The following is an 11,704-nucleotide window of genomic DNA, read 5'->3' on the forward strand; positions in this document are numbered from 1 at the left end:
GGCAAAACGGTGCCTGCGGGCGAGATCGATCTGCTGGTGCGTGCGCTGTCTATGGGCAAGCTGCACCACGCCATGATGGGTACCTGCGCGGTGGCCATCGGCACCGCAGCGGCAATTCCCGGTACCTTGGTCAATCTGGCAGCGGGCGGCCGTGCGCGGGAGGCCGTGCGTTTTGGCCATCCATCCGGCACTTTACGCGTGGGTGCGCAGGCGGCGCTGGTCGATGGTCAGTGGGTGGTAACCAAGGCGATCATGAGTCGCAGCGCACGAGTCTTGATGGAAGGTTGGGTGCGTGTGCCGGGCGATATTTGGTAATGTTTAAACGTGAGAAAAGGCTCGAAGAGTTCGAGCCTTTTCTTTTAGCTTCAATGAGTTGTGCGAGTTACTTGAGGCGGCGCTCAACACCTTTTTCCACCAAGATCTTCGCGGAGATCTCTTCAACGGAGAAATAGGTGGAGTTGATAAAGTTGATGTTCTCGCGGCGGAACAGGTTTTCCACCTCGCGCACTTCGAACTCGCACTGTGCGAAGCTGGCGTAGCGGCTGTTGGGTTTGCGTTCGTGGCGAATGGCGGTTAGGCGATCCGGGTCGATGGTCAGGCCGAACAGCTTGTCCTTGTGCTTTCTCAGCACGTCTGGCAACTGCAAGCGCTCCATGTCGTCTTCGGTCAACGGGTAATTGGCGGCACGAATGCCGTATTGCATGGCCATATACAGGCAGGTGGGCGTTTTACCGCAGCGCGAGACGCCAACCAGAATCAGATCGGCCTTGTCGTAGTAATGGGTGCGCGCGCCATCGTCATTGTCGAGTGCGAAGTTCACTGCCTCGATACGCTCCATGTAGTTGGAGTTGTGGCCGATGGAATGGGACTTGCCGACCGAGTACGAGGAGTGCGACGTCAGTTCCTGTTCGAGCGGGGCGAGAAAGGTCGAGAAGATGTCGATCATGAACCCTTCTGACTCGGCCAGAATGTCGCGGATGTCCTGGTTGACGATGGTGTCGAAGATGATCGGGCGAGAGCCGTCTTTCTCGGCTGCGTTGTTGATTTGTTGTACCATTGCGCGCGCTTTTTCCACACTGTCGATGTAGGGGCGCGTGAGTTTGGTGAAATCGATGGTTTCAAACTGTGCCAACAGACTCTGGCCCAGGGTTTCGGCAGTAATGCCGGTGCCATCGGAGATAAAGAAAGCGGTTCGTTTCATTTGCGCCATGGGCCTTAAGCTGAGGACGAATCTTGGCTATCATAGGCCCGCCTTTGCAGGGCCGATCTGGTCTGCATTGTTACTTATTTTCCAGGGCCAGGCCACAATCGTGCCGGCATGTTGCCGCCGAACTTTCCCAGCCCCTTGAGCTTTTCCAACACCTTAGTGGAGAGATCACCTTGGTAGAGTACGTAGTTTCCCTCGATAAGCTCGGCAATCATGATGTTGAGCACGTAGGGGGCAAGAACGCCTCCCTGGGCGAGATGATCAGCAACCTGGCCGGTGCTGGTGTATCGGTGCCCGGTGGTTTCGCCACTACGGCTCAGGCCTACCGAGACTTTCTCGAGCAGAGCGGGCTGAACGCACAGATTCATGCAGCCCTCGACGCCCTTGATGTTGATGACGTCAACGCGCTGGCCAAAACCGGTGCGCAGATCCGTCAGTGGGTGATGGACGCTGCTTTCCCCGAAGAATTGAACGCCCAGATCCGCACCGCCTTCGCCGAAATGGCTGGCGGTAACGACAACATGGCCGTTGCCGTGCGTTCCTCGGCCACCGCCGAAGACCTGCCAGATGCCTCGTTTGCTGGCCAGCAGGAAACCTTCCTGAACATTCGCGGCGTGGACAACGTGATCCGTGCTGCAAAGGAAGTGTTTGCCTCGCTGTTCAACGATCGCGCCATCGCCTACCGCGTACACCAGGGCTTTGACCACAAACTGGTCGCCCTGTCTGCTGGCGTGCAGCGCATGGTGCGTTCGGAAACCGGCACTGCCGGTGTGATGTTCACTCTGGACACCGAGTCGGGCTTCCGTGATGTGGTGTTTATCACCGGCGCTTACGGCCTCGGCGAAACCGTGGTGCAGGGTGCGGTCAACCCCGACGAGTTCTACGTACACAAGCAGACGCTGGAAGCCGGTCGCCCAGCGATTCTACGCCGCAATCTGGGCAGCAAAGCGATCAAGATGATCTACGGCGATGAAGCCAAGGCCGGAAAATCGGTCAAGGTGGTCGACGTAGATCGCGCCGAACGTGCACGCTTCTGCCTGACGGATGCCGAAGTCAGCGAGCTGGCCAAGCAGGCGATGATCATCGAGAAGCACTACGGCCGTCCGATGGATATCGAGTGGGCCAAGGACGGTGATGACGGCAAGCTATACATCGTGCAAGCCCGCCCGGAAACGGTGAAAAGTCGTTCCAGCGTCAATGTCATGGAGCGTTATCTGCTGAAGGAAACTGGCACTGTGCTGGTTGAAGGCCGCGCCATTGGACAGAAGATCGGCGCGGGTAAGGTGCGGGTGATTCACGATGTATCGGAAATGGACAAGGTCCAGCCTGGCGACGTGCTGGTCTCCGACATGACCGATCCGGATTGGGAGCCGGTGATGAAACGCGCCAGCGCCATCGTCACCAACCGTGGCGGGCGTACCTGCCATGCGGCGATCATCGCCCGTGAACTGGGTATTCCGGCGGTAGTGGGTTGTGGCAACGCTACCCAGGTGCTCAAAGACGGTATGGGGGTGACGGTTTCCTGTGCCGAAGGCGACACCGGCTTTATCTTCGAGGGCGAGCTGGGTTTCGACATTCGCAAGAACTCGGTCGATGCCATGCCTGAGCTGCCGTTCAAAATCATGATGAACGTCGGCAATCCTGACCGCGCCTTCGACTTCGCCCAGCTGCCGAACGAAGGCGTAGGTCTTGCGCGCCTGGAGTTCATCATCAACCGCATGATTGGCGTGCACCCGAAAGCGCTGCTGAACTATGCCGGCCTGCCACCGGAGATCAAGGACAGCGTCGAGAAGCGTATCGCCGGTTACGATGACCCGGTCAACTTCTACGTCGAGAAGCTGGTTGAGGGCATCAGTACCCTGGCTGCGGCGTTCTGGCCGAAGAAGGTCATCGTGCGTCTGTCGGACTTCAAGTCCAACGAATACGCTAACCTGATCGGCGGCAAACTCTACGAGCCGGAAGAAGAGAACCCGATGCTCGGCTTCCGTGGCGCGTCGCGTTACATCAGTGAATCGTTCCGCGACTGTTTCGAGCTCGAGTGCCGCGCGCTGAAGAAAGTGCGCAATGAGATGGGGCTGACCAACGTCGAAATCATGGTGCCGTTCGTGCGCACCCTCGGCGAGGCCTCGCAAGTGGTTGAGCTGTTGGCGAAGAATGGCTTGGCGCGCGGTCAGGATGGCCTCAAGGTCATCATGATGTGCGAACTGCCGTCCAACGCTATTCTGGCTGAGGAATTCTTGGAGTTCTTCGATGGCTTCTCCATCGGTTCCAATGACCTGACCCAGCTGACCCTGGGCCTGGATCGTGACTCCGGCATCGTCGCGCACCTGTTCGATGAGCGTAATCCGGCGGTTAAGAAGTTGCTGAGCAATGCTATTCAGGCTTGTAACAAGGCGGGCAAGTACATCGGCATCTGCGGTCAGGGGCCTTCTGATCATCCAGATCTGGCACGTTGGCTGATGGAGCAGGGGATTGAGAGTGTGTCACTGAACCCGGATTCGGTCCTCGATACCTGGTTCTTCCTGGCCGAAGGCCAGTCGACCTGATCGCCCGCTGACATCTTGATCCAAGGGCGGGTTTATCCTGCCCTTTTTTGTGCCAGCACATTCCTGTGCTTCACTCCCGGGGCCGCCTGATGCGGCATGAATGAAGTTTTCCCGGTAATGGGTTGTACCAGAGCGAACATAGATGCAAAGCAGCAGTGAGCTTTTTCCCGTCGCCTTGATCAGCGCGGAGTTTCGAGGAGACCTGAGTGAGGACGTTTATCGCCTCAAGCCAGGTAATAGTCCGGACAGCAGTGTCGAGTTGGCCCTGACGCGCCTTGGGCGTGCTGGGCATGAGCAGGCGCGCGGTGTTCCGGTGCTCCTTATTCCCGGTAGTTTTTCCAATCGCCGCTTCTGGTATTCGCCCAAGTGCATTGGCCTGGGGCCGTTTCTGGCGCGCGCCGGTTTTGATGTGTGGATAGCTGAAATGCGTGGTCATGGTCTTTCGCCGCGCAACCGCGACTATGAGCGCAATACGGTCAGTGATTATGTGCGCTATGACCTGCCGGCGATCGCTGATTTTGTCTATGAACAGAATCCGCAGAAAGCCCACTGGCTGGGTCATTCGTTGGGTGGAATTATTCTTGCGGGTGGTCTTGGCGGGCATCATCTGGATGAGGCTAAAGTGGCTTCCTGTGTGCTATTTGGTAGTCAGGTCAGCCGGATCTACTGGCCGCTAAAGATTCCGCCGGTGGAGTGGGGGGGGCGTTTTCTGCTCAAGCGCTTTTCGCTTGTTTCTGGTCCTCGCTTCAAGCGCGGTCCGGAGGATGAGCCGATTGGCTTGGCTGTCGAGAGCTTGCGCTGGCATGGCTTATTTGGTCGCTTTGGTGATGCAGAGTGTGATTGGTGGGCGGGGTTGGCAGATGTGCGCGTACCGGTCATGGCAGTTGCAGCATTAGGCGATAAACAAGATCCGGCTTGGGCTTGTGAAAAGCTGCTCAAGCAGTTTGGTTCGCCGTTGAGCGAGTTCCTTTGTCTGGGCAAGAAGCATGGTTTCAGCGGTGATTTCGGCCATGTAGAAATGCTCGTCAGCAAAGAGGCGCAGCGTGAGGTGTGGCCGCTGGTTGAACAATGGCTGCGCAAAAGCCCGCAGGTGGCTGCTGAGCTTGAGCGCGCCGAGCTAGAGCGAGAGAAAGCCGTTCCAGCTGAGTAAGCTTGCGGCTAGTATCGCGTTTTGGCGTCACGTCTGTGGCGGCGGCAATAAGATGATTTCGAGTGGACTGCCGGCGACCTATTTATTTCATCCAAGGAGCTTTTCCATGCACTACATCACCCCTGATCTGTGTGACGCCTACCCTGAGCTGGTTCAAGTTGTTGAGCCGATGTTTAGCAACTTTGGTGGTCGTGATTCGTTTGGTGGTGAGATCGTCACCATCAAGTGTTTTGAGGACAACTCGCTGGTCAAGGAGCAGGTCGAGCAGCCCGGCAAGGGCAAGGTGATGGTGGTGGACGGCGGTGCTTCCATGCGGCGCGCACTGTTGGGCGATATGCTCGCCGAAAAGGCTGCGAAGAACGGCTGGGAAGGCATCGTGGTGTATGGCTGCGTGCGTGATGTCGACGTCCTGGCACAGACCGATCTGGGTATCCAGGCTCTGGCCAGTCACCCGATGAAGACGGACAAGCGTGGTATTGGTGATCTCAATGTCGCGGTGACCTTTGGCGGTGTGACCTTCCGTCCGGGCGAGTTTATCTATGCCGACAACAATGGCGTGATCATCTCGCCCTCTGCGCTGCAGATGCCGGAGTAGGGCGCTTGCAGGAAACTGTTATGCACGAAGGTGACAACGCGCAATGGGGCCTGGTGCACGCCTTTGTCCTTAATGGTCAGGGCGGTGCCCGCAGCATTGCCCGGCAGGAGTTGCACGGTCTGCTCTTGGGCGAGCAGGAAAGCCTCTGGCTGCATTGGGATCGTAGTCACCCGCAGACGCAGACTTGGTTGCGTGCCGACAGTGGCCTGAGCGCTTTTGCCTGCGACCTGCTACTTGAAGAGAATACTCGTCCGCGCCTGCTGGCGTTGCCTGAGCAGCAATTGTTGCTGTTTCTGCGTGGACTGAACCTCAATCCCGGGGCGGAGCCTGAGGACATGGTCTCGGTGCGCATCTTTGCCGATGCGCAGCGCGCGATCTCCCTGCGGTTACGGCCTCTGCACGCAACCGAAGCCTTGATTGAGGACCTGCTGGCGGGTCGGGGGCCGAAAACCTCGGCTGAGCTGATTTTGCGCCTGGCGCATTACCTGACCGACAAGGTCGAACTGCTGGTCGGCGAGTTGTCCGAGCAGGTCGACGATCAGGAGGAGCGCGCCGATGCGCTGGAGAGCCAGGCCCCTGATCATGCTGCGCTGCTGCAAATCCGCCGCCGCGCCGCCAGCTTACGGCGTTTTCTGTCGCCACAGCGGGATATCTATGGGCAGCTCACGGCCAGTGCTCAGGCCTGGCTGGTCGGTGCCGATAGCAGCTACTGGAACGAGCTGAATAACCGCCTGACGCGCTACCTTGAAGAGCTGGAATTGAGCCGTGAGCGGGTCAATCTGCTGCTTGAGGCGGAAAATCGGCGGATGGATGAGCGGATGAACCACACCATGTACCGCTTCGGCATCATCACCGGGATTTTCCTGCCGATGAGTTTTCTCACCGGACTGCTCGGTATCAATGTCGGCGGTATCCCAGGCTCGGAAAGCCCCCATGGGTTTCTCCTGGCGTGTTCGCTGATGGCCGCCGTGGCGCTGGTGCAGTGGCTGCTGTTTCGTCGCTTGCGCTGGATCTGATGTGACTCGCCCGGTACTCGTCTCGTCTAGCCGACACATCCTGTGAGGTGCGCCATGCACGATCCCTTTGAAGAATCACTGCGCGACTTGCTCAAGTCGCCCACCTCGAGTCACGACGATGACGCCTGTCTGCATCGTGTGCTGAAAACCGCCAACCGCCAGGTCGGTGCCGGTGATCTGTTTGCCCTGATGGGACACTGGGCCGGCGCCTTGATGCTCGCGCTGAACAACGGTTCGGCGCATGTAGCGCCGGTCTCGCGTCGTAAAACCACCGAATCAACTGTTAATAAGGCTGACTGAGCATGGAATTTACTCAAGTTCTGGTTGACGCGATGGCCAGCGTTTGGACCCCGATTGCCGCCTTTATCCCGCGTCTGTTTGGCGCCATGGTGGTGGTACTGCTGGGTTTTGTGGTGGCCAAGTTCCTCGACACGCTGCTGTCGAAGTTGCTCGGCAAGATCGGCCTGGATCGCCTGATGGCAGGTACTGGCTTGACCAAGCTGCTGAGCCGTGCCGGCATTCAGGTGCCGGTATCGACCCTGATCGGCAAGATCGTCTACTGGTTTGTACTGTTGATCTTCCTGGTTACGGCCGCCGAGTCTCTTGGTCTGGAGCGGGTTTCCGCGACGCTTGATGTACTGGCCTTGTACCTGCCTAAAGTCTTTGGTGCAGCCTTGGTGCTGCTCGCTGGCGTGCTGCTGGCGCAACTGGTAAGCGGCTTGGTACGCGGCGCTGCAGAAGGTGTTGGGCTGGACTATGCGAGCGGGCTGGGTCGCGTGGCTCAGGGGCTGGTGATCATCATCAGCATCTCGGTGGCTATCGGTCAGCTTGAGGTGAAAACCGATCTGCTCAACAACGTGATCGCCATTGTGCTGATCTCGGTGGGCCTGGCGGTCGCCCTGGCGCTGGGGTTGGGCAGTCGGGATATTGCTAGCCAGATACTTGCAGGTATTTATGTGCGCGAGTTGTATGAGGTTGGGCAACAAGTGCAGGTCGGTGCGGTCGAAGGGCAGATCGAGGAAATTGGCACGGTTAAAACCACGTTGCTGACGGACGCTGGCGAGCTGGTCTCAGTGGCCAACCGTACTTTGCTTGAGCAGCAGGTCAGCAGCCGCTAAGGCTAATCCCTGCTATTGTATGCGGCCAATCCGCAGCCCTGTTTAGGGCTGCGCTGGCTTTTGTCCTGACTGTCGGCCCGACTCGTTTTGAATAAAGCCCATTCTGTGTCTCTACGCTACGACCCTCGCGAACTCTCGGATGAAGAGTTGGTGGCGCGTGCGCATGAGGAGTTATTCCACATAACCCGCGCCTACGAAGAGCTGATGCGTCGCTATCAGCGCACCTTGTTCAATGTCTGTGCGCGATATTTGGGTAATGAGCGTGACGCCGACGATGTCTGTCAGGAAGTTATGCTCAAGGTCTTATATGGTTTGAAGAACTTTGAGGGGAAATCGAAGTTCAAAACCTGGCTGTACAGCATTACGTATAACGAATGTATTACCCAATATCGCAAAGAGCGGCGTAAACGTCGTCTCATTGACGCCCTGAGTCTGGATCCGCTTGAAGAGGCGTCCGAGGAAAAGGCCCCAAAGCCTGAAGAAAAGGGCGGTCTTGACCGTTGGTTGGTATATGTCAACCCCATTGATCGGGAAATCTTGGTGCTGCGTTTTGTCGCAGAGCTGGAGTTTCAGGAGATTGCCGACATTATGCATATGGGGCTGAGTGCCACGAAAATGCGCTACAAGCGAGCGCTTGATCGTCTGCGTGATAAATTTTCTGACACTGCCGAAACTTAGTTGGCAGATAGGCGTCTTAACTAGCGGTTAATTCTGGTAGAATTGCCGGCTGAGTTGTCTTGCGTCCGTCAGACAACTTACTGACCACCAAGATAGGGATTCTGTAATGAAACTGAAAAACACTCTAGGCGCTGTAATTGGCTCGCTGCTGGCCACCTCTTCGCTGAGCGCTCTTGCTCAGGGACAAGGCGCTGTAGAAGTGGAGGGTTTTGCCAAGAAGGAAATCTTCGACAGCGCCCGTGACTTCAAAAACAACGGCAATCTGTTCGGCGGTAGCATTGGCTATTACCTGACTGACGACGTTGAACTGCGTCTGAGCTATGACGAAGTGCACAACGCACGTGGTGAAGACGGCCGCAATATCAAAGGCTCCAACACCGCACTGGATGCGCTGTACCACTTCAACAATGCTGGTGATGCACTGCGTCCTTACGTTTCTGCCGGGTTCTCCGACCAGAGCATTGGCCAGACTGATCGTAACGGCCGTAACGGTTCAACCTTCGCTAACGTAGGCGGCGGTGCCAAGTACTTTTTCACTGACAATTTCTACGCCCGTGCTGGTGTTGAAGCTCAGTACAACATTGATCAGGGCGATACCGAGTGGGCTCCAAGCGTGGGTATCGGTATGAACTTCGGTGGCGGCAGCAAGCCTGCGCCTGTTGTTGCTCCAGCTCCTGAGCCGACTCCAGAGCCGGTTGCAGCTGCTGAAGAGCCGCTGGAGCTGGTTCGTGTTGAGCTGGACGTGAAGTTCGACTTCGACAAAGCCCAGGTCAAGCCGGAAAGCTATGGCGACATTAAAAACCTGGCTGACTTCATGAAACAGTACCCACAGACCACCACCGTGGTTGAAGGTCACACTGACTCCAAAGGCAGTGACGCTTACAACCAGAAGCTGTCCGAGCGTCGCGCCAGCGCTGTTCGTGATGTACTGGTCAACCAGTACGGCGTAGAAGCTTCTCGCGTCAACGCTGCTGGCTACGGTGAGTCCCGCCCGGTTGCCGACAACGCTACCGACGCTGGTCGTGCTGTGAACCGTCGCGTAGAAGCTGAAGTAGAAGCTCAGATCAAGCAGTAAGCGATCTGGTTGCACAAAAAAACCCGGCTTTGGCCGGGTTTTTTTATGTCAGGTGTAATGTGGCATCGGTTGATGCTGCTTCGCATGTACGTAAATTGGCCTGAAAACCCCTGCGATATCTGGCTGCTATAGTCGTTCAAGCGGCTTGCTCAAGTCGAGTTTGCCGCTAGGGGAGGCTTCTATGCGCTGGTTTGCCAATCTGCGGATTGCTTACAAAATCGCCATCGTGCCAGTAGTGCTGTGCTTGCTACTTGTGATCTTGGGCATCGTCTCGTCGTTCTCACTGCAAAATATTGCTGGTCGGGCTGAAGTTGTGACACGAGACTTGGGGCCTAGCATTGAGCGCGTTGCTCAAGTCAGTGACAGCATGGCGCACTTGCAGCTTTCCGTGAGCCATTATGCACGCAGTGGCGACACAGAGGCTGAGTCGCTAATTGCAACGTTGGATCAGCAGCTGGGGCAGGCGCTTCAGGAAGCGACTCGTCGGCTGACTAATCCTGAGCAACAGCGTCTGTTGGCGTCTATCGCCGCGCTGCATGTGCAATACAGTGAGCTTTTCCGTGATCGGCTCGTACCGTTGAGCCAGCAGCGGCAGGTGTTGATCAGTGGCCAGCTAAGCGAGCACGGACCGGCTATTGAACAGGCATTGTCGGCCGTACTGACTAATGCTCAGCAGAGTTTCAATCTGGACGCAGTGTTCTATGCCAGTGCGGCGATGCGTCATCTGTTGCTGGGGAGTCAGTATCTTTACCAGTTCCTGCAGGAAAATCAGGACGCTCAGGTTGCTGCTTTCACTCGTGAACTGGAGAGTGCGCAAAGCATGATTGGGGTCTTGCGGGACCGCAGTAGCAGTGAACGATTGATCGCACAGTTGACCCAGGCACTGGAGAGTCTTGAGCGCTACAAAACCGCAGCCGCCAATTTGGTAGAACTGGTCAAGCAGCGTAATGAGGCCTTGGCGCAGATGGATCGTATCGATCCACAAATTGCCGATCTGGCCAAGCGTTTACAGCAGCATCTGATGGTGAATATGCAGGATGCTGCCAAGGTCACTGACCATGCCGTCAAGCAAGTCAATCAGCTGCTTTGGGCGTTGCTGGTTGCCGCGCTGATTTTGGGTGGGGCGCTTGCTTACGGCGTAAGTCATGCTCTGGTACGTGGGCTGCGGCAGATTAATCTGATGCTGCAAGATATGGCCGAGGGAGAGGGCGACCTGACCAAGCGTTTGCCGATCCACGGCCAAGATGACCTCGGCTTATTGGCCAGTAGTTTTAATACATTTGTCGAGAAAATCCGCCAGACCGTTGCCGAAGTTGCGCATGCAACCCATACCCTTGAACGTGCAGGCGAAAATTTGCAGCAGTCGGCGCAACGTGCACATCAGAATGTCGAACAGCAACGCGGTGAAAGTGCTCAGATTGCTTCTGCCATGTCTCAGATGGCTGCCAGCGCTCAGGCAGTGGCCGGCAGTGCGGCGCAGGGGCAGCAACTGTCAGGCGATACTCATGAGGATGCCCAGGCGGGACTGCGTTGTGTCGAGAGCAATCGCCAGGCAATGCAGACACTTACCGATAAGTTTTCGCGTCTGTCTGAAGTGATTGAAAGCCTAAGCACTGACAGTGAGCGTATCGGCTCGGTATTGGCAGTCATCGGGTCGATTGCCGAGCAGACTAACCTGTTGGCACTCAACGCAGCCATTGAAGCTGCCCGTGCAGGTGACCAGGGAAGAGGCTTTGCTGTGGTTGCCGATGAGGTGCGTAACCTGGCGCGCCGAACACAAAGTTCGACTGAGGAAATTCAGGAAATCATTCAGACCCTGCAACGGCGTAGTCAGGCGTCCATCACTGTGATGGCTGAAAGTCGTCAGGCGGTAGCGCTGGCACACGACAGTGCTGAGCAAACCAGTGGTTCGCTGCTGCGTATTACTGAAGCGGTGTCGGCCATCGATCAGAGTATTCAACAGCTGGTGGCTGCTGCTGCCGAGCAGGCGAACGTATCGGAAGGCATCGGGGCCGGATTGGTTCGAGCCAATCAGATCAATGAAAGTACGTTTGCCACCGTCGAGCAGACTCGGGCTGCAGCACAGAGTATTCGTGAGCTTGAGCAGCAGTTGAATCGTCTCATCGAGCACTTTCAGGTGTGAGTCGTCAGGGAGTCTCGATGAAATTATAGAAATGCGACATGCACGCTCTGTGGTTCGACGCCTCGACCAGCATGAGTCGTCGGCGCGGCGGCGTTGCATTATCGTGCGCCCCCTGTCGGCGCGGCCTCACAAGGGTCAGGTGCGCTGACGTGTGTGGCCCGTGACCCCGCAGCCAT

The 11,704-nt window shown here is 57.0% G+C and carries 10 protein-coding genes and 2 pseudogenes; 11 read left to right on the forward strand and 1 reads right to left on the reverse strand.

Annotated features, from left to right (window positions below; genetic code table 11):
* Positions 1-315, forward strand: a 315-nt coding sequence (locus DBR00_RS20855) for a PrpF domain-containing protein (RefSeq protein WP_305888770.1), incomplete at its 5' end; no start/stop codon positions are given.
* A 67-nt stretch (positions 316-382) separates the two neighbouring features.
* Here DBR00_RS20855 and DBR00_RS01785 read toward each other — a convergent pair.
* Positions 383-1,201 (reverse strand): pyruvate, water dikinase regulatory protein, encoded by an 819-nt coding sequence (locus tag DBR00_RS01785; RefSeq protein WP_108488182.1) that lies wholly within the window; start codon positions 1,199-1,201, stop codon positions 383-385.
* 179 nt (positions 1,202-1,380) lie between these two features.
* Between DBR00_RS01785 and ppsA the strand changes: the two genes are divergently transcribed.
* The 10 genes and pseudogenes from ppsA to DBR00_RS21340 all read left to right on the forward strand — a co-directional run.
* A complete protein-coding gene (gene ppsA, locus DBR00_RS01795) occupies positions 1,381-3,753 on the forward strand; it encodes a phosphoenolpyruvate synthase (RefSeq protein WP_108488141.1) in 2,373 nt (790 codons plus the stop codon).
* Positions 3,754-3,895: 142 nt separating this feature from the next.
* A complete protein-coding gene (locus DBR00_RS01800; protein ID WP_108488142.1) occupies positions 3,896-4,903 on the forward strand; it encodes an alpha/beta fold hydrolase in 1,008 nt (335 codons plus the stop codon).
* Between the two features lie 106 nt (positions 4,904-5,009).
* Positions 5,010-5,498 (forward strand): ribonuclease E activity regulator RraA, encoded by a 489-nt coding sequence (gene rraA / locus DBR00_RS01805; RefSeq protein ID WP_108488143.1) that lies wholly within the window; start codon positions 5,010-5,012, stop codon positions 5,496-5,498.
* A gap of 20 nt (positions 5,499-5,518) precedes the next feature.
* Positions 5,519-6,514, forward strand: a complete 996-nt coding sequence (locus DBR00_RS01810) for a zinc transporter ZntB (RefSeq protein ID WP_108488144.1) — start codon at positions 5,519-5,521, stop codon at positions 6,512-6,514.
* 54 nt (positions 6,515-6,568) lie between these two features.
* Positions 6,569-6,814 (forward strand): CrfX protein, encoded by a 246-nt coding sequence (locus DBR00_RS01815; protein ID WP_108488145.1) that lies wholly within the window; start codon positions 6,569-6,571, stop codon positions 6,812-6,814.
* Between the two features lie 2 nt (positions 6,815-6,816).
* The gene (locus tag DBR00_RS01820; protein ID WP_108488146.1) at positions 6,817-7,632 is read left to right on the forward strand and encodes a mechanosensitive ion channel domain-containing protein; all 816 of its coding nucleotides are present in this window, start codon (positions 6,817-6,819) and stop codon (positions 7,630-7,632) included.
* A gap of 87 nt (positions 7,633-7,719) precedes the next feature.
* On the forward strand, positions 7,720-8,310 hold the full coding sequence (sigX, locus tag DBR00_RS01825; protein WP_108488147.1) for an RNA polymerase sigma factor SigX: 591 nt from the start codon (positions 7,720-7,722) through the stop codon (positions 8,308-8,310).
* Between the two features lie 106 nt (positions 8,311-8,416).
* A complete protein-coding gene (locus DBR00_RS01830; protein ID WP_108488148.1) occupies positions 8,417-9,385 on the forward strand; it encodes an OmpA family protein in 969 nt (322 codons plus the stop codon).
* 181 nt (positions 9,386-9,566) lie between these two features.
* Positions 9,567-10,673 (forward strand): annotated as a pseudogene (locus DBR00_RS21335) (HAMP domain-containing protein); the annotation flags it as partial.
* A gap of 264 nt (positions 10,674-10,937) precedes the next feature.
* Positions 10,938-11,528: pseudogene (locus tag DBR00_RS21340) on the forward strand (methyl-accepting chemotaxis protein); the annotation flags it as partial.
* Positions 11,529-11,704: the final 176 nt, after the last annotated feature.

This window comes from Pseudomonas sp. HMWF032 (genome assembly GCF_003060885.1).
Lineage (GTDB): Bacteria > Pseudomonadota > Gammaproteobacteria > Pseudomonadales > Pseudomonadaceae > Aquipseudomonas.

What these genes read in the sequence shown, in the direction of transcription:
- DBR00_RS01785 (WP_108488182.1), bottom strand. Translation starts at nt 1,201, where the DNA reads ATGAAACGAACCGCTTTCTTTATCTCCGATGGCACCGGCATTACTGCC.
- DBR00_RS01800 (WP_108488142.1), top strand. Translation starts at nt 3,896, where the DNA reads ATGCAAAGCAGCAGTGAGCTTTTTCCCGTCGCCTTGATCAGCGCGGAG.
- rraA (WP_108488143.1), top strand. Translation starts at nt 5,010, where the DNA reads ATGCACTACATCACCCCTGATCTGTGTGACGCCTACCCTGAGCTGGTT.
- DBR00_RS01810 (WP_108488144.1), top strand. Translation starts at nt 5,519, where the DNA reads ATGCACGAAGGTGACAACGCGCAATGGGGCCTGGTGCACGCCTTTGTC.
- DBR00_RS01815 (WP_108488145.1), top strand. Translation starts at nt 6,569, where the DNA reads ATGCACGATCCCTTTGAAGAATCACTGCGCGACTTGCTCAAGTCGCCC.
- DBR00_RS01820 (WP_108488146.1), top strand. Translation starts at nt 6,817, where the DNA reads ATGGAATTTACTCAAGTTCTGGTTGACGCGATGGCCAGCGTTTGGACC.
- DBR00_RS01830 (WP_108488148.1), top strand. Translation starts at nt 8,417, where the DNA reads ATGAAACTGAAAAACACTCTAGGCGCTGTAATTGGCTCGCTGCTGGCC.